Below are 24,630 nucleotides of genomic sequence, written 5' to 3'. Positions count from 1 at the left end.
CAGCCCCCGGCGGACCGGCCGCACCGTGGCCGTCGCCACACCGGCGGGACAGGCCGGGACTCGTCCTAGAGGACGTGCCCCGGCTCGCCCTTGCCGTCGACGACGGGGCGTCCGGACGCGGCCCACACCTGCATGCCGCCGTCGACGTTCACCGCGTCGACGCCCTGCTGGACCAGATACATGGTGACCTGCGCCGAGCGGCCGCCGGAGCGGCAGATGACGTGGACCCGGCCGTCCTGCGGCGCGGCTTCGGTCAGCTCACCGTACCGGGCCACGAAATCGCTGAGGGGAATGTGCAGCGCCCCGGCGGCATGGCCCGCCTGCCACTCGTCGTCCTCGCGGACGTCCAGCAGGAAGTCGTCGTCCTTGAGATCCGCGACCTCGACCGTGGGCACACCAGCTCCGAAACTCATGTCCCAGACGCTACCGGAACCGGTGCGCCCGGCCGGTCGGTCCGCGACCCCCTGGGACCCCGCTACTGCCCCAGCAGCCCCGCCAGCTCGGTCTCCCGCTCCCGCACCTGGGTCGCCAGCTGCTCGGCGATCTCCTCCAGCAAGCGGTCGGGGTCCTCCGGGGCCAGCCGGAGCATGGCGCCGATCGCGCTCTCCTCCAGCTCCTTGGCGAGCAGCGTGAGCATCTCCTTGCGCCGGTCGAGCCATTCGAGGCGGGCGTACAGCTCCTCGGCCGGGCTCGGGCGCCGCTGGGGCACGGGGCCCGCGGCCCACTCCTCGGCCAGCTCGCGCAACTGGGCCTCGTCGCCGCGCGCGTAGGCGGCGTTGACGCGGGTGAGGAACGCCTCGCGCCGCACCCGCTCGTCCTCCTCCTGCGCCAGGTCCGGGTGGGCCTTGCGGGCCAGGTCGCGGTAGAGCCTGCGGGCCTCCTCGCCGGGCCGCACCCGCTGCGGCGGGCGCACCGGCTGGTCCGTGAGCATCGCCGTGGCCTCCGGGAACAGGCCGTCCCCGTCCATCCAGCCGTTCAGCAGCTCCTCGACGCCCGGGATCGGCATCAGCCGGGCCCGCGCCTCGTCGGCCCGCCGCCGGTCCTCGGCGTCGCCCGTGCGGGCCGCCCGCGCCTCCAGGATCTGCGCCTCCAGCTCCTCCAGGCGGGCGTACACCGGGCCGAGGCGCTGTTCGTGCAGGCGCGAGAAGTTCTCGACCTCCACCCGGAAGGTCTCCAGCGCGATCTCGTACTCGATGAGTGCCTGCTCGGCGGCCCGTACGGCCTTCTCCAGCCGTTCCTCGGGACGCGGCGCACCCCCCTGCTCGGGCTCAGCTTCCGGCGTCGTCACCCGTCCAGCCTAGGGCCTGCGGGCACCGGGGGCCGCCCGCGCGCCCCCGGCCCCTTCGCTCACACCCCGAGTTCCGCCGCGACCCGGCCCGTCCGCACCGCGGCGACCAGCGCGGCGTGGTCGGCCTCGGTGCGGTCGGCGTAGGCCACGGCGAAGGCGGCCACCGCCTCGTCCAGTTCGCCGTTCTTGCCGCAGTAGCCGGCGATCAGCCGCGGGTCGGCGCTGTGCGCGTGGGCACGGGCCAGCAGGGCTCCGGTCATGCGGCCGTAGTCGTCCATCTGGTCGGCGGCCAGGGCGGTGGCGTCGACGCTGCCCTTGCGGTTGCGGAACTGCCGGACCTGGAAGGGCCGCCCGTCGACCGTGGTCCAGCCCAGCAGGATGTCGCTCACGACCTGCATCCGCTTCTGCCCCATGACCACCCGGCGGCCCTCGTGCGCGACCTCGGGGGCGTCGAACCCGGCGGTCGCCAGATGGGGCAGCAGCGCGGAGGGCCGGGCCTCCTTCACCTGGAGCACCAGCGGTTCGCCCCGGTGGTCCAGCAGCAGCACGACGTACGACCGCGTGCCGACGCTGCCGGTGCCGACGACCCGGAAGGCGACGTCGTGCACGGCGTACCGGGCCAGCAGCGGGAGCCGGTCCTCGGAGAGGGTCGCCAGGTAGGGCTCCAGGGCGCCGGCGACGGTGGCGGCCTCCTCGTCCGGCACCCGGCGCAGCACCGGCGGGGCGTCCACGAAGCGCCGCCCGCCGTCCTCGGTGGGCTCGGTCGACCTGGCGGCGAAGCGTCCGCTGGTGTTGGCGCGGGCCTTCTCCGAGACCCGCTCCAGGGTGCCGAGCAGGTCGTGGGCGTCGGTGTGGGAGACCAGTTCCTCGTCGGCGATGGCGTTCCAGGCGTCCAGCGCGGGGAGCCTGGCCAGCAGCCGCATGGTGCGGCGGTAGGCGCCGGCCGCGTCGTGGGCGGCGGCGCGGCAGGTGTCCTCGTCGGCGCCGGCCTCCCGGCCCGCCAGGACGAGCGAGGCGGCGAGCCGCTTGAGGTCCCACTCCCAGGGGCCGTGGACGGTCTCGTCGAAGTCGTTCAGGTCGATGACGAGTCCGCCGCGGGCGTCGCCGTAGAGGCCGAAGTTGGCGGCGTGCGCGTCACCGCAGATCTGGGCGCCGATGCCGGTCGCCGGCGTGCGGGCCAGGTCGTACGCCATCAGCCCGGCCGAGCCGCGCAGGAAGGCGAACGGTGTGGCCGCCATCCGCCCGGCCCGGATCGGGGCGAGGCCGGGTATCCGGCCCCGGTTGGACTCCTCCACGGCGGTCACCGCGTCCGGGCGGGAGCCGTCCAGGTCGAGCGCGGCGTGCGCGGAGCGCGGGACGCGGGTGCGCAGCGCCTTGCCCTCCGCCTTCGGCGAACCGCCGACGGGCCACCGCGCGAACCCGGGCACGACCGGTACCCGGGCGGTGCCCGGGCGCCCTTCCACCGCACCGGCCCCTTCCGCCGCACCGGCCCCGTCCACCGCGTCCCCCGCGTCCCCCGCGTACGCCGCCCCGCGCGTCCCCGTCATCACCTCGGCCATCCCGGCCACCCTCCCCGTCCTCGTACCTGAGCCATCCCGCCCGCCCGAACCACGACCACGCCGCACCCCGGGCACACACCCGAACCACGACCACGCCGCACCCCGAGCGCACACCCGAGCCACACCCGCCGCCGCACCCCGGGCCACGTCCACGCCCGCGCCTCGCGCCGCCCACCGGCACGGCTGCGCGGGGCCCGACCGCGCCCGGAACCGACCGCGCCGGAAGCCCGGCGCGACCGGGCCCGGCGCCGCCCGGCCCGGTCCGCCCGGCGTCGACGCGCCACGACCGTACTCCGGTACGAACCGCCCGTACACGCCGCCTCCCCGGCGGGACGCGGCCCCTGGAAAGGCCGCTCGTGCGGGCCGCCCGCCCCGCATAACGCCGAGGAGAGGGCGAAACAGGAGGTGCCCCGGCACCCACCTCGGCGCCTACGGTTTCCAGCGATCACCACGGAGCGCGCCCGCCGGAGCAACGACAACAGCCTGCCCCGCGCCGGCGGGCGCCCCCGTCCCCGACGTCCCGGATTCCGCACGTCCCCGTCGGCACCTCCCGGGGACGCCCCACCGAGGAGACCGAGGAACCGCCATGACCTCCGACACCCCCACCTCCCCCGCCGCCCCGGACGGGCCCGGCCCCGCCCCCGAGCACGGCGTCAGCCGCAAGACGCTGCTGCGGGCGGCCGTGGCCGCCGGCGCCGCCGTCCCGCTGATCGCCACCGGCTCGATCGCGCTGGCCCGGGACGCCGCCCGCACCTCGGCCGGCCGCACCCTGCCGCCGACCCCGTTCTGCGACGACGGCGACGATCCGACGCCCGACCAGATGGAGGGCCCCTACTTCAAACCGAACTCCCCGCTGCGCACCGATCTGGTGCCCGCGGGAGCCCCCGGCACGAGGCTGACCGTCAGCGGCTACGTCTTCGGCCGCAACTGCGTCCCGCTGTCCGGCGTGCTCCTCGACTTCTGGCAGGCCGACGACGCCGGCGCCTACGACATGGCCGGGTACCGCTTCCGCGGCCACCAGTTCACCGGCGCCACCGGCGCCTTCACCCTGCGCACGATCGTCCCGGGCCTCTACCCGGGCCGCACCCGGCACATCCACGTCAAGGCGCAGGCCCCCGGCGAACCCGTGCTGACCACCCAGCTCTACTTCCCCGGCGAGCCCCGCAACAGCACGGACGCCCTCTTCGACCCCGCGCTGCTGATGAACGTCCGCGGCGCCGGCGGCGGCAAGGAGGCCACCTTCGACTTCGTCCTGAACGTGGACGGCGGCCCGGGCCCCGACCCGACCGACCCGCCCACCGAGCCGCCGGGCGGCACCTGGACGGCCGGCCGCTCCTACACGGCGGGCGACCGCGTGACGTACGGCGGGAGCGCCTACCTCTGCCTCCAGGCGCACACCTCGATGGCGGGCTGGGAGCCGCCCCACGTGCCCGCCCTGTGGCGCCGCGAGCCCTGAGACCTTCCTCACAGCACGGCGCACCACACCGCACCGAGCGCGCCCGAGCATGCGGAAGCCCCCCAGGTCCGAGACCTGGGGGGCTTCCGGCTGGTGCGCGAGGGGGGAGTTGAACCCCCACGCCCTTGCGGGCACTGGAACCTGAATCCAGCGCGTCTGCCTATTCCGCCACCCGCGCATTGGGTGTGTCTTCCGGGCCTTTCCTTGCGGTCCGGCGCCTTCCGACACGAGAACATTAGCACGCTGTACGGGGTGGATTCACATCCCTTCCCCCGCGGGACGACCGGGGGGAACCGGGACGCCCGCCCTCCTTCGGGCACTCGTCCCGGCCCCGGTCCGTTCACGTATCAACCTCGTACCGGTCCGGCGCATCTCCCCAGGAGCCGGTGGGGGTCCACGGTCCGGTGCGGGACACTGGTCCGCGGCCGCCTCTACGATCCTGGGCATGAGTACCGGGAGGCGTCGACACCCGTCGACCGGGCCGACAGGGGGAACCAGCCGATCGACCGGCGCGTGGATACGATCAGTAAGCAGTACCAGGTGGACAGTGCGCGCGTGAGCGATGCGCACGCGGGAAGTACGCAGGAAAGCAGTACGCAAGGCAGCGGACAGGACGGCAGCGACGGAGGAGGTGCCCCATGGGAGTCCTGAAGAAGTTCGAGCAGCGTCTCGAAGGTCTGGTCAACGGCACCTTCGCGAAGGTGTTCAAGTCCGAGGTGCAGCCCGTGGAGATCGCGGGAGCACTGCAGCGCGAGTGCGACAACAACGCGACCATCTGGAACCGGGACCGCACCGTCGTCCCCAACGACTTCATCGTGGAGCTGAGCACGCCCGACTTCGAGCGGCTCAGCCCCTACTCCGGCCAGCTCGGCGACGAGCTCGCCGGCATGGTCCGCGACTACGCCAAGCAGCAGCGCTACACCTTCATGGGGCCGATCAAGGTCCACCTGGAGAAGGCGGACGACCTCGACACCGGCCTGTACCGGGTCCGCAGCCGCACGCTCGCCTCCTCCAGCAGCCACCAGGGCGGACCGGCCCCGGCCGGCCCCGCCGCGCCTCCCGCCCCGACCGGACGTCCCGGCGCACCCGGCGGCGGCTACGGCTACCCGCCGGCCGCGCCCGCGGGCGCCCCGCCCATGCCCTCCGCGCCGCCGCCCGGCGGCCGCCCCGGCGGTTACGGCTACCCGCAGCCCGCGGGCGGCCAGCAGCCCCCGGCCGCACCCGCGGCCGGCGGACGCACCCGCCACTGGATCGAGATCAACGGCACCCGCCATCAGATCTCCCGCGCGACGCTCGTCCTCGGCCGCAGCACCGAGGCCGACGTGCGGATCGACGACCCCGGCGTCTCCCGCCGGCACTGCGAGATCCGGACCGGAACGCCCTCGACGATCCAGGATCTCGGGTCCACCAACGGCATCGTGGTGGACGGGCAGCACACCACCCGCGCTACGCTCCGCGACGGCTCGCGGATCGTCGTGGGCAGCACCACCGTTATCTACAGGCAAGCCGAAGGGTGATCCGGGGGCAATGTCAGAGCTGACCCTCACGGTCATGCGGCTGGGTTTTCTCGCCGTACTGTGGCTGTTCGTGATCGTGGCCGTGCAGGTCATCCGCAGCGACCTGTTCGGTACGCGGGTCACCCAGCGCGGAGCACGACGCGGCGCCGACCGGCCGCAGCAGACCGCCGCACGCCAGGGACAGGCGCCTCCGCCGCAGCGCCAGCAGCAGAGCGGCGGCCGGGGACGCCGGGGCGCCCCCACCAAGCTGGTCGTCACGGAGGGCACCCTCACCGGCACCACCGTTGCCCTCCAGGGCCAGACCATCACGCTCGGCCGGGCACACGACTCGACGATCGTGCTGGACGACGACTACGCCTCCAGCCGCCATGCCAGGATCTACCCGGACCAGAACGGCCAGTGGATCGTCGAGGACCTGGGCTCCACCAACGGCACGTACCTGGACCGGTCCCGGCTGACGACCCCCACACCGATTTCGCTGGGTGCGCCGATCCGCATCGGCAAGACCGTCATCGAGCTGCGGAAGTAGTGCTACACCAATGATTGAGCGCGAGCGGAGCGAGCACGCAGCGGCGGCCGGCACCCCGGGCCCCGGCGCGCTCCCGACCGGAGGGTGGGCAGTGTGGCTCGACACGACCGGCTGTACCCGGAGCAGCCGACGGGCGAGGTGGGCATGAGTCTGTCACTGCGCTTCGCCGCCGGATCGCACAAGGGCATGATCCGGGAGGGCAACGAGGACTCCGGTTACGCCGGCCCCCGCCTGCTCGCCATCGCCGACGGCATGGGCGGCCAGGCCGCCGGTGAGGTCGCCTCCTCCGAGGTGATCTCCACCATCGTCGCCCTCGACGACGACGTGCCCGGCTCCGACGTGCTCACCTCCCTCGGCCACGCCGTCCAGCGCGCCAACGACCAGCTGCGGCAGATGGTCGAGGAGGACCCGGCCCTGGAGGGCATGGGCACCACCCTCACCGCCCTGCTGTGGACCGGCCAGCGCCTCGGCCTCGTCCACGTCGGCGACTCCCGCGCCTACCTGCTGCGCGACGGCGTCCTGACCCAGATCACCCAGGACCACACCTGGGTGCAGCGCCTCGTCGACGAAGGCCGGATCACCGAGGAGGAGGCGGGCACCCACCCGCAGCGCTCCCTGCTGATGCGGGCGCTCGGCAGCGGCGACCACGTCGAACCCGACCTGTCCATCCGCGAGGTGCGGGCCGGCGACCGCTACCTGATCTGCTCCGACGGGCTCTCCGGCGTCGTCTCCCACCAGACGATGGAGGACACCCTCGCCAGCTACCAGGGGCCGCAGGAGACCGTGCAGGAGCTGATCCAGCTCGCGCTGCGCGGCGGCGGCCCCGACAACATCACCGTCATCGTCGCCGACGTCCTCGACCTGGACACCGGCGACACCCTCGCCGGGCAGCTGTCCGACACCCCGGTCGTGGTCGGCGCCGTCGCCGAGAACCAGGCGCAGTTCGGCGACAACGGCATCATGCAGACCCCGGCCGGCCGCGCCGCCGGCCTCGGCCGCCAGGGCGGCCGGCACGGCGGCGGGGAGTTCGGCCCGCCCGGCAGCGGCGACACCACCGGCTTCGTCCCGGTCGGCGACTTCGACGAGTACGGCCCCGACGACTTCACCAAGCCCCGCAAGAACCGCAGGTGGCTGAAGAGATCCCTCTACACCGCCCTCGCCCTCGCCGTGATCGGCGGCGGCGTGTACGGCGGCTGGCGCTGGACCCAGACCCAGTACTACGTGGGCACCAAGGGCGACCACCTCGCGCTGTACCGGGGCATCAGCCAGGACCTCGCCTGGGTCTCCCTGTCGAAGGTCCAGAAGGAACACCCCGAGATCGAACTCAAGTACCTGCCGCCCTACCAGCAGAAACTGGTCGAGGACACCATCGTCGAGGGCGACCTCGCCGATGCCCGGGCCAAGATCGAGGAGCTGGCGGTCCAGGCCTCGGCCTGCAAGAAGCAGGCCGAGCGACGCTCGGCGCAGACCGAGAGCGACGCCAAGACGGGCGACGAGGGCCAGGCCGGAGGGACCACGGGGGCGAGCCCCGCGGCCTTCACCAGGGCCACACCGAGCCCGAGCACGTCGGGTACGCCCAAGTCGCCCGAATCGTCCGAGTCCCCGTCCACCACCGCACCCACCCCAGGCCCCGGCCCGACCCTCTCGGAGGAAGAGCAGAAGGTCGTCTCGCTGTGCGGTAAGCAGTAGGCAAGCAGTGAGAGGCCCTGTCACACGATGAGCAGCACTAGCAACTCGCCGACGCACCACACGTCAACGATCGGCGCCATCGGCGCGCCGAGCCGGCGCAACACCGAACTGGCACTCCTGGTCTTCGCCGTCCTCATCCCGGTCTTCGCCTACGCCAACGTGGGGCTGGCCATCAACGACGAGGTGCCCGCGGGCCTGCTGAGCTACGGCCTCGGCCTCGGCCTGCTGGCCGGCGTCGGCCACCTGGTCGTGCGCAAGTTCGCGCCGTACGCGGACCCGCTGCTGCTGCCGCTGGCCACCCTGCTCAACGGACTCGGCCTGGTCGCCATCTGGCGCCTGGACCAGTCCGAACTCCTCCAGAGCATCAAGCAGGCCGGCACCGCGGCGCCCCGCCAGCTGATGTACACCGCGATGGGCATCGCCCTGTTCGTCGCCGTGATGATCTTCCTCAAGGACCACCGCGTCCTGCAGCGCTACACCTACATCTCCATGGTCACCGCGCTGTTCCTGCTGCTGCTCCCGCTGGTGCCGGGCCTCGGCAAGAACATCTACGGCGCCAAGATCTGGATCCAGGTCGGCTCCTTCTCCATCCAGCCCGGCGAGTTCGCCAAGATCGTCCTCGCGATCTTCTTCGCCGGCTACCTGATGGTGAAACGCGACGCGCTGGCCCTCGCCAGCCGCCGCTTCATGGGCCTCTACCTGCCCCGCGGACGCGACCTCGGCCCGATCCTGGTCGTGTGGATGGTCTCCATCCTCATCCTGGTCTTCGAGACCGACCTCGGCACCTCGCTGCTGTTCTTCGGCATGTTCGTGATCATGCTGTACGTGGCCACCGAGCGGACCAGCTGGATCGTCTTCGGTCTGCTGATGTCCGCCGTCGGCGCCGTCGGCGTGGCCACCTTCGAGCCGCACATCCAGCAGCGCGTCGACGCCTGGCTCGACCCGATGCGCGAGTACACGCTCTCCCGCGCGGGCCAGGTCGGCCACTCCGAGCAGGCGATGCAGGCCCTGTGGGCCTTCGGGTCCGGCGGCACCCTCGGCACCGGCTGGGGCCAGGGCCACTCCGAGCTGATCCGGTTCGCCGCCAACTCCGACTTCATCCTCGCCACCTTCGGCGAGGAGCTGGGCCTGGCCGGCCTCATGGCGCTGCTCCTGCTCTACGCGCTGATCGTCGAGCGCGGCGTGCGCACCGCCCTCGCCGCCCGCGACCCCTTCGGCAAGCTGCTCGCCATCGGTCTGTCCGGCGCCTTCGCCCTCCAGGTGTTCGTCGTCGCCGGCGGTGTGATGGGGCTCATCCCGCTCACCGGTATGACGATGCCGTTCCTGGCGTACGGCGGTTCGTCCGTCATCGCCAACTGGGCGCTGATCGGCATCCTGCTGCGCATCAGCGACACGGCCCGCAGACCCGCACCCTCGGCCCCCGCGAACCCTGACGCCGAGATGACCCAGGTGGTCCGCCCGTGAACAAGCCGCTGCGCCGCATCGCGATCTTCTGCGGCCTCCTCGTCCTCACCCTGCTCGTCCGGGACAACTGGCTCCAGTACGTGCAGGCGGACGACCTCAAGGAGGACGAGCACAACCGCCGTGTCGCCATCGAGCGGTACGCGACCCCCCGCGGCGACATCATCGTCGACGGCAAGGCCATCACCGGACACGCCACCACCGAGGGCGACTTCAAGTACAAGCGCACCTACAAGGACGGCGCCATGTGGGCGCCCGTCACCGGCTACGTCTCCCAGGCCTACGGCGCCACCCAGCTCGAGGCGATCGACGACGGCATCCTCACCGGCAACGACGACCGGCTCTTCTTCCGCAACACCCTCGACATGATCACCGGCAAGAAGCGCGAGGGCGGCAACGTCGTCACCACCCTCAACGCCGCCGCCCAGAAGGCCGCCTACGACGGCCTGAAGAAGCAGGGCGGCAAGGGAGCCGTCGTCGCGATCGAGCCGTCCACCGGCAAGATCCTGTCGATGGCCTCCTACCCCTCGTACGACCCCTCCGCGATCGCCGGCGGCGGCGAGGCGGACGGCGAGGCCTGGAACAGGCTGCAGAAGAAGAACAACCCCGACGACCCGATGCTCAACCGGGCCCTGCGCGAGGTCTACCCGCCCGGCTCCACCTTCAAGGTGCTCACCGCGGCGGCGGCCCTGGAGCACGGCCTGTACGACTCGGCCGACGGGAAGACCGACTCCCCGCTGCCGTGGACCATGCCCGGCACCACCACCGAGCTGCCCAACGAGGGCGACCTCCCGTGCGAGGACGCCAGTCTGCGCGAGGCGCTGCGGGTCTCCTGCAACACCGTCTTCGGCAAGATCGGCGCCGACCTCGGCAACGACGAGATGCTGGAGACGGCGAAGAAGTTCGGCTTCACCGAGGAGCAGTTCGTCCCCGTCCGCTCCAGCGCCTCGGTCTTCTCCGACGACATGAACGCGTCCCAGACCGCGCTGTCGGCGATCGGCCAGTACAACACCGCCGCCACCCCGCTGCAGATGGCCATGGTCACCTCCGCCATCGCCAACAACGGCACCCTGATGAAGCCGTACATGGTCGACGAGCTCCAGGCGCCCAACCTCGACACCATCGAGAAGACCGACCCGGAGAAGATGAGCGAGCCGCTGTCCGCGGACAACGCCCAGATCCTCCAGGACATGATGGAGACCGTCGTCGAGGACGGCACGGGAACCAACGCGAAGATCGACGGCGTCACCGTAGGCGGCAAGACCGGCACCGCACAGCACGGCGTCGACAACAGCGAGAACCCCTACGCCTGGTTCATCTCCTACGCCAAGGGCGAGGACGGCAGCTCGCCCGTCGCCGTCGCCGTGGTCGTCGAGGACGAGAACGCCAACCGCGACGACATCTCCGGTGGCGGACTCGCGGCGCCGATCGCGCGGAACGTGATGGAGGCCGTGCTGGAGAGCAAGAAGTGACGACGGGTTGAACACGACGTGACTCCGGTCACGTCCCCTTCACATTGGCGCACGTTGCGATACCGGTCCTGTATCGGGTATCGGGCTTGGCCAGGTCACCCGGAGTGAGCCGGGTACGGTAGGCCGGACGGCAGCCACCGACCGTACAAGCATGCCGGTCGGGACCGACGGAGAGGGCTGGTAGGTAACCATGGAAGAGCCGCGTCGCCTCGGCGGCCGGTACGAGCTGGGCCCAGTGCTCGGCCGTGGTGGCATGGCGGAGGTTTACCACGCTCATGACACCCGGCTCGGACGCCAGGTGGCGGTGAAGACACTGCGCGCGGACCTCGCGCGCGACCCGTCCTTCCAGGCCCGCTTCCGCCGGGAGGCCCAGTCGGCCGCCTCGCTCAACCATCCCGCGATCGTGGCGGTCTACGACACGGGCGAGGACTACATCGACAACGTGTCGATCCCGTACATCGTCATGGAGTACGTCGACGGCTCCACGCTCCGTGAGCTGCTCCACTCCGGCCGCAAGCTGCTGCCGGAGCGGACGCTGGAGATGACCATCGGCATCCTCCAGGCGCTGGAGTACTCGCACCGCGCAGGCATCGTCCACCGCGACATCAAGCCCGCCAACGTCATGCTGACCCGCAACGGCCAGGTCAAGGTCATGGACTTCGGCATCGCCCGCGCCATGGGCGATTCCGGCATGACCATGACGCAGACGGCCGCGGTCATCGGCACCGCCCAGTACCTCTCCCCCGAGCAGGCCAAGGGCGAGCAGGTCGACGCGCGTTCCGACCTGTACTCCACCGGCTGCCTGCTCTACGAGCTGCTGACGGTGCGGCCGCCGTTCGTCGGCGACTCCCCGGTGGCGGTCGCCTACCAGCATGTGCGCGAGGAACCGCAGGCGCCGAGCGTCTTCGACCCCGAGATCACGCCCGAGATGGACGCGATCGTGCTGAAGGCGCTGGTCAAGGACCCCGACTACCGCTACCAGTCGGCCGACGAGATGCGCGCCGACATCGAGGCCTGCCTCGACGGCCAGCCCGTCGGCGCCACCGCCGCGATGGGCGCCATGGCCGCCGGCGGCTACGGCGCCTACCCCGACGACCAGCCGACGACCGCCCTGCGCTCCGACGCGGGCGCGGGCGCCACGACCATGCTGCCGCCGACGAACCCGGACGACGGCGGCTACGGCTACGACGAGCGCCCCGACCGGCGGCGCCAGCAGCCCCGCAAGTCCAACGCCTCCACGATCTTCCTGGTCCTGGCCGGCGTCCTGGTCCTGGTCGGCGCGATCCTCATCGGCATGCAGCTCTTCGGCGAGGACGGGGGGCCGAGCAACGACAAGGTCGAGGTGCCCGCCTTCGTCGGCCAGACCAAGGCGGACGCCCAGCAACTGGCGGACAACGCCGACCTGGAACTGTCCTTCAAGCAGCAGCCCTGCGAGGACCAGCCCAAGGGCAACGTCTGCTCGCAGAACCCGACGCAGGGCACCTCCGTGCAGAAGCAGTCCAGCGTCGAACTGGTGGTCTCCACCGGCGCGCCGAAGATCGCCGTGCCGAACGTGATCGACAAGAACGTCGACGAGGCCAAGCAGCAGCTGGAGGAGAAGGGCTTCGAGGTCGAGACCAAGCAGACCGAGTCCTCGCAGGACGAGGGCACGGTCCTCAGCCAGGACCCCGACCCGGGCAGTGAGCTGGAGAAGGGCTCCACGGTGACCCTGGAGGTCGCCAAGGCCGAGGAGCGGGCGACGGTGCCGGACGTCGTGGGCCGGTCCTGCGACGAGGCCACGTCGCAGATGGAGAACAACGACCTCCAGGCCACCTGCACCGAGCAGCCGACCAACGACCCCAACCAGGTCGGCAAGGTGATCTCCACCACGCCGCAGGGCGGGCAGCAGGTCGACAAGGGCTCGCAGGTGACGATCGTCGTGGGCAAGGCCGTGGAGAAGACCAAGGTGCCGGAGGTCCGCGGCGGTACGCTCGCCCAGGCCCGGCAGACCCTCCAGCAGGCCGGCTTCACGAACGTCCAGGTCCAGCCGGGCGCGCCCGGTGACGACAACGCGACGGTCGTCGCCATGAACCCGCAGCCCGGCACCGAGGTCGACGACCCGGCCGCCACGCAGATCACGCTCACCACGTTGGGCGGCGGCGGCAACAACGGCGGCAACAACGGCGGTGGCGACAACGGCGGCTTCATCGGCGGCCTGCGCGGCGACGACTGACCCGCCCGCGGGACCACGAACGCCGGAGCCCCGGGCCCTCGAGGGAGGGACCGGGGCTCCGGCGTTCTCGCTGCGGCGGTACGGCGCCTATCGCAGTTCCTTCGGCGGGGTCCGCTCCCCGTCCACCTTCTCCGTGCGGACCAGCTCGCCCCACACCACGTACCGGTACCGGCTCGTGTAGACCGGCGTGCAGGTCGTCAGGGTGATGTAGTGGCCGGCCTTCTCCTTGCCGGACTCCTTGGGGATCGGGTCGAGGACCCTGACGTTGTACTTCGAGGTCTCCGGCAGGACCGCGTAGGTCTTGTAGACGTACCAGGTGTCCTTCGTCTCGAAGACGATCGGGTCACCCTTCTCGATCTTGTGAATGTTGTGGAACTTGGCGCCGTGGCCGTCCCGGTGCGCCGCCAGGGAGAAGTTGCCCTTCTCGCCGGAGGTGGGGAGCGCGGACTTCACCGGGTCGGTGTAGTAGCCGGCGACGCCGTCGTTGAGGACCTTCATCGACGTGCCCTTCTCCACCAGGATGTCGCCGTCGCCCATGGCGGGGACGTGCAGGAAGCCGATGCCCGCCTTGGTGTCCAGGGCCCCCGGGCCGTCCGCGCCGACCCGGTCCTGGGCCCAGTCGTCCCTGACCCGGTCGGCCTGCTTGTCCGCGGCGCGGTCGGCGACCACGTTCGTCCACCACAGGGAGTAGACGACGAACAGGCCCAGCACCAGGCCCGCGGTGATGAGGAGTTCGCCGAAGACGCTGACGGTCCGGGCGACGATCCGCCCGGCGCGTCCGCGGCGGCGTGCCGCGGGCTCCGGTGGGCCGTCCGTGCCGGACTGCTCTTCGTGCTCGGTGTCGGTGGTCGCTGCCACTGGTCATCCGCCCTTAACTGACGAGCGCATCCGGCTTGCCCTTGCTGCGCGGCCGTTCCTCGACCATCTTGCCCCAGACGATCATCCGGTACTTGCTCGTGAACTCCGGCGTGCAGGTCGTGAGGGTGATGTAGCGGCCGGGACCGGTGAAACCGGACTGCTTCGGGACCGGGTCGAGGACGCTGATGTTGCTCGGGGACGTCACCGGCAGGATCGACGCCATCTTGTAGACGAAGTACTCGTCCTGCGTCTCCACGACGATCGGGTCGCCCGGCTGGAGCCTGTTGATGTACCGGAAGGGCTCGCCGTGTGTGTTGCGGTGGCCGGCCAGGCCGAAGTTGCCCGTCTTCGCGTCCGGCATCGCGGTCTTCAGCGCGCCCTCGGCGTAGTGCCCGACCATGCCCCGGTCCAGGACCTTCTTCTCGTCGATGCCCTCCGCGATCGGCACCACGACGTCCAGCTTGGGGATGTGCAGCAGCGCGAAGCCCTGCCCCGGCTCGAAGGCGCCCGGGCTGCGCTTGCCGTTCGCCCAGTCCTCCTGGAGGTTGCTGGCCGCCTTGTCCGCCTGCGCCTGGGCACGGACGTTGGTCCACCACAGCTGGTACGTGACGAACAGCAGCATCAGCACGCCGGTGGTGATGAACAGCTCTCCCATCACCCGGCTGGCGATCACCGCGGCGCTCGGTCTGCGGGCCCGGGCCCGGCGGCGCGCCTCCACGCGCGACAGAGGGGCCTTCGGCGCCTCGTCCGTCCCGGGAGCCACTCCCGTGCCCCGCGGGGCGGCACGGCGCCCGTGACGCCGTTTGGCGGCCTTTCTGCGGGCCGCGCGCCCGCCGGTCGGCGGTGGCACGGCGGAGGCGCCCGCCGGTGTCGGGTCGGACGACGGTGCCGGGTCCGGTGCCGTCGCCGGAGGCGGAACCCGCAGCGCCACCGTCTCGTCGTCCAGCGGCGGCCGGGGCGTCGGGCCGGGAGCCGGGCCCGGGCCCTCGTACCAGCCGTCCCAACCGCCCCCGAACGCACCGGAATCCCCGTACGGCTGCCCGTACGAGGATCCCTGGTCACCGGCCCTGCCGGAGTCGCGCTCGGGGCGCAGCGCGGTCACGCCGTGGCCCTGCCCACCACCGGGGCGAGCCCCGCCGACCTCGCCACCGCGTCCTGGTCGCCGCACTCCGCCAGCCAGTTGGCCAGCATCCGGTGCCCGTGCTCGGTGAGCACCGACTCCGGGTGGAACTGCACGCCCTCGACGGGGAGTTCCCGGTGACGCAGGCCCATCACGATGCCGTCGTGGGTGCGGGCCGTCACCTCCAGCTCCGCCGGGACCGTGGCCGGCTCGGCCGCCAGCGAGTGGTATCGGGTCGCCGTGAAGGGCGAGGGCAGGCCGGCGAAGACGCCCTTGCCCGCGTGCTCGACCGGCGAGGTCTTGCCGTGCAGCAGCTCCGGCGCCCGGTCCACCACACCGCCGTAGGCCACCTGCATCGACTGCATGCCGAGGCAGACGCCGAAGACGGGGACGCCGGTCGCCGCGCAGTGCCGGACCATGTCGACGCAGACCCCGGCCTGCTCGGGCGCGCCCGGCCCGGGGGACAGCAGCACGCCGTCGAAACCGTCCTGGGCGTGGGCCGTCGACACCTCGTCGTTGCGCAGCACCTCGCACTCGGCACCGAGCTGGTAGAGGTACTGGACCAGATTGAAGACGAAGCTGTCGTAGTTGTCGACGACGAGGATGCGCGCGCTCACTGGTTGTCCACCGTCACATCGTTGAAGGGAAGCAGCGGTTCGGCCCACGGGAAGACGTACTGGAAGAGGACGTAGACCACGGCCACCACCAGGACGAGCGAGAGCAGCGCCTTCACCCACGCGTTCCCCGGCAGATGCCGCCAGATCCAGCCGTACATGCCGTCCCTTCCGTCGCACCGCGGCACCGCACTCACGCCGCACCGCACCAGACTAACGGCGCGGGGCCCTCCGGAAAGGCGTCAATCCACAGGCTGGGCGTAGTGCAGGTCCGCCGTGCCCGAGTAGCCCGGCAGCGTCGCCGTCCCGTCGTCCTCGACCTTCCAGCCGAGCCCGTAGACGTTGACGTAGACCATGTAGTTCTGGATCGCGGGGGACGCGGCCAGCGCCTTCTTCAGCTTCTCCGGGTCGCCGACCGCCTGGATCTTGTACGGCGGCGAGTAGACGCGGCCCTGGAGGATCAGGGTGTTGCCCACGCACCGCACCGCGCTGGTGGAGATCAGCCGCTGGTCCATGACCTTGATGCCCTCGGCGCCGCCCTGCCACAGGGCGTTCACCACCGCCTGGAGGTCCTGCTGGTGGATCACCAGGTAGTCCGGCTGGGGCTCCGGGTAACCCGGGAGCTTGGCGGTGGCGTCCGGCGGGGCGTCGTCGAGCGTGACGGATATCGCCTCGCCCTTCAGTTCCTGTGTGCCCGCCTTCTTCTCCAGCGCCGCGAGTTCGTCGTCCTGCGACTTCGTGCGTCCGTCGTCGCGTTCGGCGAGCGATTCGATGTCCTCGCGCAGGGCGGCGTTGGACTCCTCCAGTGCGCCGTTGTCCCGGCTGCGCTCGTGGATGAGATCGGACAACTTGAGCAAAGAGGCATCCGTACGGATATTGGTGCCCTTCGCGGTATCGAAGCTGGTGAAGAAAATAAGGCCCGCGAGCGCGAAGACGGCCGCCGTCAAGACCCGCACGGGCCGGAAACGCGGCCTGCGGGCGGGGCTGGATCCCGCCTGGGGGGAGTCGGCAGAATTGCTCAACGTACCCTTATCTCCTTCGGCGCCACGGAAGCACTACGCTAACGGACGCCCGGGGGAGCGCTCCAAGTCCCCGACCCCGTTCCCTGCGCGGCCACGCAGCGCATCGACAGGAGAGACCCTCGTGCCGAAGTCACGTATCCGCAAGAAGGCCGATTACACGCCGCCGCCCTCGAAGCAGGCGACCAGCATCAAACTGACGAACCGCAGCTGGGTCGCCCCGGTCATGCTGGCCATGTTCGTCATCGGTCTCGCCTGGATCGTCGTCTTCTACGTCACCGACGGTTCACTGCCGATCGACTCCCTGGGCAACTGGAACATCGTGGTGGGCTTCGGTTTCATCGCCGCCGGATTCGGTGTCTCCACGCAGTGGAAGTAGTCCGCGACCCGCGCGGAACAGCTCTCCCCAGGGCTATCCACTGAGTTATCCACAGGCGCTGTCCACACGGTGGGGAAAAGAAAGACGATCTGTGGATAACCCCCTGGGCATTGACGCCGGTGTGACGGAAGTACCGGCACCCGAAAACACGTTCGCCCCCTGCCTGACCTGCGGAAACACGGGTCAGTGACAGGGGGCACACCTGTTCCCGCACACTGTGCACAAGATCCGCCACCGACTGTGGACAACTGGCGCTCAGGTGAGCTGGGCGGTCCTCAACAGGGTCAGTCCGACGACGACCACCAGGACCAGCGCACAGGTGCCGTACTGCACCAGCGTCCGCCGCTCGCGCGGGGCGTGGAGCATGGCGAAGCCGATCGCGGCGCCGGCGACCAGACCGCCGACGTGGGCCTCCCAGGCGATGTCGGCCCAGGTGAAGGTGAAGACCAGGTTGATCGCCAGCAGGATGACGACCGGGCGCATGTCCGCGTTGAGACGGCGGACCAGTGCGGCGGTGGCACCGAAGAGCCCGAAGATCGCGCCGGAGGCACCGAGCGACGGCTGGTTCGGCTCGGCGATCAGGTAGGTCAGGGCGCTGCCCGCCAGTCCGGAGCAGAAGTAGAGGGCGAGGTAGCGGGCCCGCCCCAGGGCGCCTTCGAGGGGGCCGCCCAGCCACCAGAGGCTGAGCATGTTGAACAGGATGTGCATAGAGCTGCCGTGCAGGAACATCGCGGTCAGCAGCCGGTACCACTGGCCCTCGGCGACGCCCTCCACCGGGCCCGGGAACGTGATGTAGGCCCGTCCGAGCATCTCGAACTGCTGGGTGAAGCGATCGCCGACGGAGAGCTGGACCAGGAAGAGGGCCAGATTGACGCCGATGAGGATCTTGGTGAGAAGGCGCGGGTCGGCGGCGATGGTGCCGCCGGCCAGGGTGCGCGGCCGGGACGCGGCCGGCGCCGGTCCACCGCCGGTGCGCCCGCTCGCGCAGTCCGGGCAGTGGAAGCCGACCGAGGCGTTGACCATGCAGTCCGTGCAGATGGGGCGTTCGCAGCGGGTGCAGCGGATGCCCGTCTCGCGGTCCGGGTGGCGGTAGCAGCCCGGCAGGCTCCGCGCTTCCGGTGGGCCGGCTGCCGCGTGGTCCATGGCTTCCCCTCGGTCGTCCTGCGAGCGGTGTCCCGTCGCTGCCCTGTCGCTGTGCGGCAACGCACCGCCCCGCCCATCTTTACGGATGAGCGGGGCGTTTGGTTCCTTCCGGCCGGGCCGGTCAGCCCTCGCGGGTCTCGATCACGACCGACTCGATGACCACGTCGTTGACGGGTCGGTCGGTGCGGGGGTTGGTCGGGGTGGCGGCGATCGCGTCGACGACCTTCTGGCTCGCCGCGTCGGCCACCTCACCGAAGATCGTGTGCTTGCGGTTCAGCCACGTCGTGGGGGCGACGGTGACGAAGAACTGCGAGCCGTTGGTGCCCGGGCCCGCGTTGGCCATGGCCAGCAGGTAGGGCCTGTCGAAGGCGAGGTCGGGGTGGAACTCGTCCTCGAACTGGTAGCCGGGGCCGCCGGTGCCGTTGCCCAGCGGGTCGCCGCCCTGGATCATGAAGCCGCTGATCACCCGGTGGAAGACCGTGCCGTCGTAGAGCCGGTTCGTGGACTTCTCACCGGTCTCGGGGTTGGTCCACTCCCGCTCGCCCTGGGCGAGCTCGACGAAGTTCCTGACCGTCTTCGGGGCGTGGTTCGGCAGGAGCCGGACCTGGATGTCGCCCTGGTTGGTCTTCAGGGTGGCGTAGAGCTGCTCGGCCACGATGTGCCTTCCGTCGTCTTGTCGTGCGCCCCGATCCTCGCACGGCGACGGCCGTGGACGCCGTCGGGCGGGTGGTTCCTGCTCCGATTCGGCGATACCGGTTGCGGGAACCCGGGCGGGCACTCCGGCGAGTGTTCCCGGGTCGCGCGCGCGGGGCGCCGATTCGTGGCATTGTCGTCGGCAGGCTCATGTTGCCCGGTATTCATCCGTTATTGAGGTTGATCGACGCTTGTCGGCAACTTCATCACCACGCGCTCCGGACGTCACGAAGACACCGCCCGTGACCCGGATGCCCGCCCTCACATGCCCGGCGGTGCGGGCGCAGGCATGATCCGTAAAAGGGTGGAAAGTCGAATTACCGTACGCCACCGAGGAGGAGGAACCCGTGACCCGCATCGACAGCGTGCGCGCCGCGACCGGTTCGGCGAAGGACAGCGTGCTGCACGCCGCGGAAGTGGTGGCGCCCTACGCCGACACGGCCAAGGACAGGGCCGCCCACTACGCACAGGAGGCGCGCGTACGGCTGGCGCCCAAGGTGTCGCAGGCCGCGTGCCAGGCGCGACTTCAGTACGGCACGCATGTCGCGCCGCGGCTGGAGCAGGCCCGCACGCATGTGCCGCCGAAGGTGGACGCGGCCGCGCAGGAAGCCGCCGTCCGTACGCGTCTCGCCGCCCGGCAGGCGGCGGACTATTCCAGGCCCAGGATCGAGCAGGCGGTGGCCGCGGCCGGGCCCGTCCGGGACGAGGCCGCCGCGCGGGGTGCCGCCGCGCTCGCCGCGCTGCGGGGCCAGGTGACGGCCAAGGAGATCCAGAAGCTGACGCGCAAGCACCAGCGCCGCGCTCGGGCCGGCCGCGTCGCCAAGGTCCTGGCGGTGGTGGGGGTCGTCGCCGGCGGCGCCTTCGCCGCGTGGAAGTGGTGGGACAAGCAGGCCAACCCCGACTGGCTGGTGGAGCCGCCGGAGGCGACCGAGGTCGCCGAGTCGGGACGGCTGACCTCCGTGGACGGCACCGGTGACACCGTCCTCGACCCCGAGGTCCAGGCCAAGCAGGCGCAGGACGAGGCGGAGGAGGGCGGGGAGACCCGCTGACGTTCGCCGGACGGTCCCGGCGCGGACCGACATCGCCGCGGGGCGGGGAACTTCATGGTCTCCCGCCCCGCGGCGATGTTTCACGTGAAACGGCGACTCAGCGGCCGTAGCGGCGTTCCCTCAGGGAGTAGGAACGCAGGGCCCGCAGGAAGTCGATCTCGCGGAAGTCCGGCCAGTAGGTCTCGCAGAAGTGGACCTCCGCGTAGGCGGACTGCCAGAGCAGGAAGCCGGAGAGGCGCTGCTCGCCGGAGGTGCGGATGATGAGGTCGGACTCGGACCGCGTCTTGGAGTACAGGTGCTTGGAGATGTGCTCCATGGTGAAGGTCTCGATGAACTCGTCGATGTCCCCGCCCTGGGCGCTGTGCTCCGTGAGCGCGGACCGTACGGCGTCGACGATCTCCCGGCGGCCGCCGTACCCCACGGCGACGTCGACCTTGGTGCCGCCCTTGCGGCCCTGGGTGGCGGCGGTGGCGGTCTTGAGGCGGCTCGCGGACTCAGCGGGCAGCAGGTCCAGGGCACCGACCGCCTCGACGGGCCAGGGGTTGCCGGGTGCGGCCAGCCGCTCGACGACCTCGGCGATGATGTCGATGAGCGGGGTCAGCTGCTCCTCGGGCCGGTGCAGGTTGTCGTCGGAGAGCATGAACAGAGTGACGTGCTCGATCTGCGCGGAGTCGCACCAGCGCAGGAAGTCCAGCACCTTCGCGGCGCCGGCGCGGTAGCCCTCGCGCGGGTCGTCGATGCCCGACATCTTGGCCCAGCGGCGGTTGCCGTCGAGCATGATGCCGATGTGCTGGGGGCGTGGGCGGCCCTCCAGCTCTCTGACCAGCCGCTTCATATAGAGCGCGTCGAGAGCGGCCCGTACCTTCGCCCGCATGGTCTACCCCTTCCACCTCGTCGGCAGCGACCGGACAGCTGCGACGGCGATGAGCCACGTGGCACCGCCCCGCAGGGGTGTGGCGCTGGTGCCCTGTGGGGTGACGATATCAAGAGCAGACAGCGCCCCCGGGTGCTCGGCGGGGCGCCGGGAGGTCGGTGCGGGTTTCCGGACCGCGTCCGTTCCGCGCACGGGCCCCGGCGGGGCCGGTCGACCAACTGCGGTACCCGGCAAGGAGGTTGCCGACCTGCGCCGCGCCGGGGCGACGGCGCGTGCGGGCGGGTGTCCCCCGTCACTGCCCGAAGTCGTACCGTCACGGGCGGCGGCCGGTTATCTTCCCTTGGTGGCGAGCCCTACCAGGGCTTTTGCGTGACATGAGCCAGGGGGAGCTCGTATGACGACGACCGCGCCGCACACGGTGCGCTGCAACATTCTCGGGACACTGGAGATCTGGGCCGACCGGCACCGGATACGGCTCGGGGGGCCCATCCAGGAACGCGTTCTGGTCACTCTGCTGCTGGAGCCCGGGCGGGTGGTGCCGGTCACCCGGCTCGTCCAGACCGTCTGGGACGACGATCCGCCGGCGACGGCCGTCCACCAGATCCGCAAGGCCGTCGCCGATCTGCGCCGCCGCATCCCGGAGGGGGCCTCCCTGGTCGTCACCGACGGCCCCGGTTACCGCGCCGTCGTGGACGACGACCAGCTCGACCTGAGCCGCTTCCACCGGCTGACCGCCCAGGCCCGGCGGGACGTCGCCGCCGGTCTGACGGACCAGGCGGCCGACCGGCTGTGCGAGGCGCTCGCCCTGTGGCGGGGCTCCGTCATGGCGGGACGCGGGGGCACGGCGCTCACGGCGGCGGCCACCGCCCTGGACGAGCGGCGGCTGACCGCGACCGAGCAGCTCTACCAACTGCGGCTGGACCGGGGCGAGGCCGGTGAACTCATCGGCGACCTGCGCGCCCTGGTCGCGGAGCACCCGCTCTGCGAGAACCTGCGGGGCCAGCTGATGCTCGCCCTGTACCGCTCCGGGCGGGCCGCGGAGGCGCTGGAGGAGTACGGCAGGGCCCGCGCCCTGCTCGTCGAGGAGCTGGGCATGGACCCGGGGCCGCGCCTGACCAGGCTGTACGAGGCGATCCTGCGCGACGCCGAGGAGCTGGCCGCCCCCGAGCAGCCCGCCGCCCCGGCGCCCGCGCCGCCCGCCGCGCCGCAGCCGCCGGCGCCGCTGTCCCCGTCCACGCTCCCGTACGACCTGACCGACTTCACCGGTCGGGAGCGGGAGCTGGGGCAACTGCTCGCGGGCGCGCAACGGCCCTCGGACGGGACCCGGATCGTGGCCCTGGACGGCATGGGCGGCAGCGGCAAGACCTCCCTGGCGGTGCGGGCCTCGCACCAGCTGGCGGAGGCGTATCCGGACGGGCGGCTCTTCATCAACCTGCGCGGCTACTCGCCGGTCGAGAAGCCCGTGCAGCCGTCCGCCGCGCTCGGCGCGCTGCTGCGCACACTGGGCGTGCCGGACCAGCGCGTGCCGGAGGACGAGTCCGGCCGCACCGCCCTGTGGCGGGCCACCCTGGCCGAGCGGCGGGTCCTGCTCCTGCTCGACAACGCGCTCGACGCCGCGCAGGTGCTGCCGCTGCTGCCGGCCTCACCGGGGTGCCTGGTCATCGTCACCAGCCGGGCCCGGCTGGTGGAGCTGGACGGCGCGGAGTGGATCCACATCGGGGTGATGCGGCCGGAGGACAGCACGACGCTGCTCGCGGAGACGCTGGGCGACGAGCGGGCGGCGGCCGAGCCGGAGGCCGTCGCCGAACTGGCCGAGCTGTGCGGGCAACTGCCGCTGGCGCTGCGGATCGCCAGCGCCCGGCTGTGCAACCGCTCCCGCTGGACCGTGCAGTACCTGGTGGACCGGCTGCGGGACGAGCGGCGGCGGCTGGGCGAGCTGAGCGCCGGGGACCGGAGCGTGGCGGCCACGATCCAGCTGTCGTACCAGATGATGGAGGAGCGGCACCGCACGGCGTTCCGGCTGATCGGGCTGCACCCGGGCACGGACGTGGACGTGCAGTCGGTGGCCGCCCTCCTGGGCACGGACCGGTGGGACGCGGAGGACATCCTGGAGCGGCTGCTCGACGTGCACCTGGTGCAGCAGCAGAAGATGGGGCGCTACGGCCTGCACGACCTGGTGCGCAGCTTCGCGCAGACGCTGCGCACGGAGGGCACCGCCGAGGCCGACCGGGCCGCGGTCGAGCGGGTCGTCGACTACTACGTCGCCGCCTCCGAGCAGGCCTGCACCGTGCTGTTCCCGGGCCGGGCCCGGCACGCCCCGGGGCTGCCGCCGACGACGGCCGAGCTGCCCGCGCCGAAGGACGCGGCCGAGGCACGGGCGTGGTTCGCGCGGGAGCACCGGGCGCTGCTGTCGGCGGTGGGGCTCTGCCACGAGCGGGGACTGGACCGGCAGACCGGGTTCCTGGCCCGCAATGTCCTCTTCCATCTGCATCTGCGCAGCTACTTCGAGGAGTACGAGACGGTCGCCCGGTACGCGGTGGAGTCCGCGCGGCGGCTGGGCGAGCCGTGGGCGCTGCGGGCCGGGCTGTCCAATCTGGTGTCCTCGCACTGGAAGACCGGCCGCTTCCGGGACGGTCTGGCGGCGGCCGAGGAGGCGCTGGGGCTCGCGCGTTCCTGCGGCGACCGGCACGGGGAGGCCGTCAGCCTCGACCAGCTGGGGCTGCTGCACAGCAGCCTCGGTCATCTGGCCGAGGGGCGGGACCACCTGATCCGCAGCATCGCCCTGCACGAGAACGCGATGCGCAAGGAGATGGCGCTGTGCAATCTGAGCACCGTGTACGCGTGGCTCGGGCAGTACGAGAAGGCGGCCGAGGTGGCCGAGGAGGCCATTTCCCTGCACCGCTCGGACGGTGATCCGGCCGTGCACGTCATGGCCCTCAACGACCTGGCCGTCGCCCACCTCGGGCTGGGCGCGCCCGAGGCGGCCGCCCGCTGTGTGGAGCGGGCGCTCGACCGCGGTGACGAGTCGGCGCTGCCCGAGGAGATCGCGCTGTCGCTGGCGCTGGCCGCCGACGCCGGGCAGCGTCTGGGCCGGGCCACGCCCGCGTACGAGGAGCGGGCCCTGGCCCTGGTGCGGACCCGGGGCACGACGCTGCGGCGCTGCCAGATCGAGAACATCGTCGGCCGGCTGCACCGCCATCGAGGCGCGTACGCGCAGGCCCTGGCCCTGCACGAGCACGCCGCGCACTGGGCGGAGGCCATCGAGTACCGGGTGGAACTGGCGCGGGCCTTCGACGGCATGGCCAGGACCATGAAGGCGCTCGGTGACGCGGCCGGGGCGGCGCGTCACCGTGAGCGGGCGGACCTGCTGTTCGACGAGATGGGGATGCCGGAGCCGGCGCGTTAGTCGATCGGCGCGACGGGGGCCGGGGCGTCCGGACCGTTGTGGTTGGTGGCCTGGACCGTGCGCGGCGCGGAGCCGTCGCGGACGTCCTGGTGGGCCTGGCCCTGGGCGAGTATGACGGCGAAAAGCGCCGCGCCGATGGCGATGAGGGCGGCCGGCTTGCTGCGCATGTGCGTGACTCCCTGTGGCGGCTGACGTGCGAGGTCGCGTCCCCGGCGGGCTCCGTTCCCGGCCCCGTCGGCGACATGACCATGGTGGCGAGCGCCGCTCCCGAACCGATACCGAGCGGATACCG

General features: G+C 71.7%; 22 protein-coding genes and 1 tRNA gene. 10 read left to right on the top strand and 13 right to left on the bottom strand.

All coding sequences use genetic code 11. From position 1 onward, the window contains the following. Nucleotides 1-65: 65 nt before the first annotated feature. The 3 genes from ACFZP7_RS17890 to ACFZP7_RS17880 all read right to left on the bottom strand — a co-directional run bounded on the left by ACFZP7_RS17890 (nt 66) and on the right by ACFZP7_RS17880 (nt 2,847). The gene (locus ACFZP7_RS17890) at nt 66-395 is read right to left on the bottom strand and encodes a rhodanese-like domain-containing protein (protein ID WP_019324755.1); all 330 of its coding nucleotides are present in this window, start codon (nt 393-395) and stop codon (nt 66-68) included. Nucleotides 396-475: 80 nt separating this feature from the next. Then, nucleotides 476-1,288 (bottom strand): hypothetical protein, encoded by an 813-nt coding sequence (locus tag ACFZP7_RS17885; RefSeq protein ID WP_019324754.1) that lies wholly within the window; start codon nt 1,286-1,288, stop codon nt 476-478. A 59-nt stretch (nt 1,289-1,347) separates the two neighbouring features. Then, nucleotides 1,348-2,847 carry a DUF2252 domain-containing protein gene (locus ACFZP7_RS17880; protein WP_385634785.1) on the bottom strand — a complete coding sequence of 500 codons (1,500 nt, stop codon included), beginning with the start codon at nt 2,845-2,847 and terminating at the stop codon, nt 1,348-1,350. A 586-nt stretch (nt 2,848-3,433) separates the two neighbouring features. Here ACFZP7_RS17880 and ACFZP7_RS17875 point away from each other — a divergent pair. Next, nucleotides 3,434-4,303 carry a carbohydrate-binding protein gene (locus tag ACFZP7_RS17875; RefSeq protein WP_385634784.1) on the top strand — a complete coding sequence of 290 codons (870 nt, stop codon included), beginning with the start codon at nt 3,434-3,436 and terminating at the stop codon, nt 4,301-4,303. A gap of 91 nt (nt 4,304-4,394) precedes the next feature. Here the strand turns inward: ACFZP7_RS17875 and ACFZP7_RS17870 are convergent. Beyond that, a tRNA-Leu gene (locus ACFZP7_RS17870) sits at nt 4,395-4,481 on the bottom strand. Between the two features lie 460 nt (nt 4,482-4,941). On the opposite strand from ACFZP7_RS17870, the gene fhaA reads away from it, so the two are divergent. The 6 genes from fhaA to pknB all read left to right on the top strand — a co-directional run bounded on the left by fhaA (nt 4,942) and on the right by pknB (nt 13,183). Then, the gene (gene fhaA / locus ACFZP7_RS17865) at nt 4,942-5,820 is read left to right on the top strand and encodes an antibiotic biosynthesis regulator FhaA (protein WP_019324751.1); all 879 of its coding nucleotides are present in this window, start codon (nt 4,942-4,944) and stop codon (nt 5,818-5,820) included. A 10-nt stretch (nt 5,821-5,830) separates the two neighbouring features. Further along, complete coding sequence (gene fhaB / locus ACFZP7_RS17860) at nt 5,831-6,349, top strand: antibiotic biosynthesis regulator FhaB (RefSeq protein WP_019324750.1); 519 nt, start codon at nt 5,831-5,833, stop codon at nt 6,347-6,349. 144 nt (nt 6,350-6,493) lie between these two features. Next, nucleotides 6,494-8,038 carry a Stp1/IreP family PP2C-type Ser/Thr phosphatase gene (locus ACFZP7_RS17855; RefSeq protein ID WP_030973969.1) on the top strand — a complete coding sequence of 515 codons (1,545 nt, stop codon included), beginning with the start codon at nt 6,494-6,496 and terminating at the stop codon, nt 8,036-8,038. 27 nt (nt 8,039-8,065) lie between these two features. Then, nucleotides 8,066-9,502, top strand: a complete 1,437-nt coding sequence (locus tag ACFZP7_RS17850; protein ID WP_029393084.1) for an FtsW/RodA/SpoVE family cell cycle protein — start codon at nt 8,066-8,068, stop codon at nt 9,500-9,502. Then, nucleotides 9,499-10,971 (top strand): penicillin-binding protein 2, encoded by a 1,473-nt coding sequence (locus tag ACFZP7_RS17845; protein WP_019324747.1) that lies wholly within the window; start codon nt 9,499-9,501, stop codon nt 10,969-10,971. Before ACFZP7_RS17850 ends, ACFZP7_RS17845 begins: the two co-directional genes overlap by 4 nt. A 190-nt stretch (nt 10,972-11,161) precedes the next feature. Beyond that, on the top strand, nt 11,162-13,183 hold the full coding sequence (gene pknB, locus ACFZP7_RS17840) for a Stk1 family PASTA domain-containing Ser/Thr kinase (RefSeq protein ID WP_125537874.1): 2,022 nt from the start codon (nt 11,162-11,164) through the stop codon (nt 13,181-13,183). Between the two features lie 87 nt (nt 13,184-13,270). On the opposite strand, the gene ACFZP7_RS17835 is transcribed toward pknB, so the two are convergent. The 5 genes from ACFZP7_RS17835 to ACFZP7_RS17815 all read right to left on the bottom strand — a co-directional run bounded on the left by ACFZP7_RS17835 (nt 13,271) and on the right by ACFZP7_RS17815 (nt 16,797). Continuing rightward, nucleotides 13,271-14,041: a class E sortase gene (locus ACFZP7_RS17835; protein ID WP_385634783.1), complete on the bottom strand. Its 771-nt coding sequence runs from the start codon at nt 14,039-14,041 to the stop codon at nt 13,271-13,273. 13 nt (nt 14,042-14,054) lie between these two features. Further along, nucleotides 14,055-15,143, bottom strand: coding sequence for a class E sortase (locus ACFZP7_RS17830; RefSeq protein ID WP_385634782.1), 1,089 nt, complete (start codon nt 15,141-15,143; stop codon nt 14,055-14,057). Continuing rightward, nucleotides 15,140-15,778, bottom strand: coding sequence for an aminodeoxychorismate/anthranilate synthase component II (locus ACFZP7_RS17825; protein ID WP_019324743.1), 639 nt, complete (start codon nt 15,776-15,778; stop codon nt 15,140-15,142). The genes ACFZP7_RS17830 and ACFZP7_RS17825 overlap by 4 nt, the downstream gene beginning before the upstream one ends. Continuing rightward, complete coding sequence (locus tag ACFZP7_RS17820) at nt 15,775-15,936, bottom strand: hypothetical protein (RefSeq protein WP_019324742.1); 162 nt, start codon at nt 15,934-15,936, stop codon at nt 15,775-15,777. Before ACFZP7_RS17820 ends, ACFZP7_RS17825 begins: the two co-directional genes overlap by 4 nt. Nucleotides 15,937-16,017: 81 nt before the next feature. Next, complete coding sequence (locus tag ACFZP7_RS17815) at nt 16,018-16,797, bottom strand: DUF881 domain-containing protein (protein WP_210903410.1); 780 nt, start codon at nt 16,795-16,797, stop codon at nt 16,018-16,020. Nucleotides 16,798-16,918: 121 nt separating this feature from the next. Here ACFZP7_RS17815 and crgA point away from each other — a divergent pair, with 121 nt between their 5' ends. Next, entirely contained in the window at nt 16,919-17,173 is a 255-nt protein-coding gene (crgA, locus tag ACFZP7_RS17810; RefSeq protein WP_019324740.1) for a cell division protein CrgA, read from the top strand. 255 nt (nt 17,174-17,428) lie between these two features. Here crgA and ACFZP7_RS17805 read toward each other — a convergent pair whose 3' ends face one another. Both ACFZP7_RS17805 and ACFZP7_RS17800 read right to left on the bottom strand, forming a co-directional pair. Next, a complete protein-coding gene (locus ACFZP7_RS17805; protein ID WP_136235834.1) occupies nt 17,429-18,316 on the bottom strand; it encodes a rhomboid family intramembrane serine protease in 888 nt (295 codons plus the stop codon). 121 nt (nt 18,317-18,437) lie between these two features. Then, entirely contained in the window at nt 18,438-18,971 is a 534-nt protein-coding gene (locus tag ACFZP7_RS17800; protein WP_136235833.1) for a peptidylprolyl isomerase, read from the bottom strand. A 385-nt stretch (nt 18,972-19,356) separates the two neighbouring features. Here ACFZP7_RS17800 and ACFZP7_RS17795 point away from each other — a divergent pair, with 385 nt between their 5' ends. After that, the gene (locus ACFZP7_RS17795) at nt 19,357-20,058 is read left to right on the top strand and encodes a DUF5324 family protein (RefSeq protein WP_019324737.1); all 702 of its coding nucleotides are present in this window, start codon (nt 19,357-19,359) and stop codon (nt 20,056-20,058) included. A gap of 97 nt (nt 20,059-20,155) precedes the next feature. On the opposite strand, the gene ACFZP7_RS17790 is transcribed toward ACFZP7_RS17795, so the two are convergent. Continuing rightward, the gene (locus ACFZP7_RS17790; protein ID WP_220672159.1) at nt 20,156-20,932 is read right to left on the bottom strand and encodes an isoprenyl transferase; all 777 of its coding nucleotides are present in this window, start codon (nt 20,930-20,932) and stop codon (nt 20,156-20,158) included. A gap of 394 nt (nt 20,933-21,326) precedes the next feature. Between ACFZP7_RS17790 and ACFZP7_RS17785 the strand changes: the two genes are divergently transcribed. Further along, a complete protein-coding gene (locus ACFZP7_RS17785; protein ID WP_385634781.1) occupies nt 21,327-24,338 on the top strand; it encodes a BTAD domain-containing putative transcriptional regulator in 3,012 nt (1,003 codons plus the stop codon). Here ACFZP7_RS17785 and ACFZP7_RS17780 read toward each other — a convergent pair. Then, nucleotides 24,335-24,505, bottom strand: a complete 171-nt coding sequence (locus tag ACFZP7_RS17780) for a hypothetical protein (protein ID WP_019324734.1) — start codon at nt 24,503-24,505, stop codon at nt 24,335-24,337. The genes ACFZP7_RS17785 and ACFZP7_RS17780 overlap by 4 nt on opposite strands. Nucleotides 24,506-24,630 lie beyond the last annotated feature (125 nt).

The sequence above is a fragment of the Streptomyces sp. SudanB5_2050 genome (assembly GCF_964272335.1).
GTDB classification, from domain to species: Bacteria; Actinomycetota; Actinomycetes; order Streptomycetales; family Streptomycetaceae; genus Streptomyces; species Streptomyces rochei.
Note: the sequence above shows the minus strand (reverse complement) of the source record. Positions and strands in the feature narration are given on the sequence as shown.

What these genes read in the sequence shown, in the direction of transcription:
- ACFZP7_RS17805 (WP_136235834.1), bottom strand. Translation starts at nt 18,316, where the DNA reads ATGGACCACGCGGCAGCCGGCCCACCGGAAGCGCGGAGCCTGCCGGGC.
- ACFZP7_RS17850 (WP_029393084.1), top strand. Translation starts at nt 8,066, where the DNA reads ATGAGCAGCACTAGCAACTCGCCGACGCACCACACGTCAACGATCGGC.
- ACFZP7_RS17875 (WP_385634784.1), top strand. Translation starts at nt 3,434, where the DNA reads ATGACCTCCGACACCCCCACCTCCCCCGCCGCCCCGGACGGGCCCGGC.
- ACFZP7_RS17820 (WP_019324742.1), bottom strand. Translation starts at nt 15,936, where the DNA reads ATGTACGGCTGGATCTGGCGGCATCTGCCGGGGAACGCGTGGGTGAAG.
- ACFZP7_RS17785 (WP_385634781.1), top strand. Translation starts at nt 21,327, where the DNA reads ATGACGACGACCGCGCCGCACACGGTGCGCTGCAACATTCTCGGGACA.
- ACFZP7_RS17855 (WP_030973969.1), top strand. Translation starts at nt 6,494, where the DNA reads ATGAGTCTGTCACTGCGCTTCGCCGCCGGATCGCACAAGGGCATGATC.
- ACFZP7_RS17780 (WP_019324734.1), bottom strand. Translation starts at nt 24,505, where the DNA reads ATGCGCAGCAAGCCGGCCGCCCTCATCGCCATCGGCGCGGCGCTTTTC.
- fhaB (WP_019324750.1), top strand. Translation starts at nt 5,831, where the DNA reads ATGTCAGAGCTGACCCTCACGGTCATGCGGCTGGGTTTTCTCGCCGTA.
- ACFZP7_RS17880 (WP_385634785.1), bottom strand. Translation starts at nt 2,847, where the DNA reads ATGGCCGAGGTGATGACGGGGACGCGCGGGGCGGCGTACGCGGGGGAC.
- pknB (WP_125537874.1), top strand. Translation starts at nt 11,162, where the DNA reads ATGGAAGAGCCGCGTCGCCTCGGCGGCCGGTACGAGCTGGGCCCAGTG.
- fhaA (WP_019324751.1), top strand. Translation starts at nt 4,942, where the DNA reads ATGGGAGTCCTGAAGAAGTTCGAGCAGCGTCTCGAAGGTCTGGTCAAC.
- ACFZP7_RS17790 (WP_220672159.1), bottom strand. Translation starts at nt 20,932, where the DNA reads ATGCGGGCGAAGGTACGGGCCGCTCTCGACGCGCTCTATATGAAGCGG.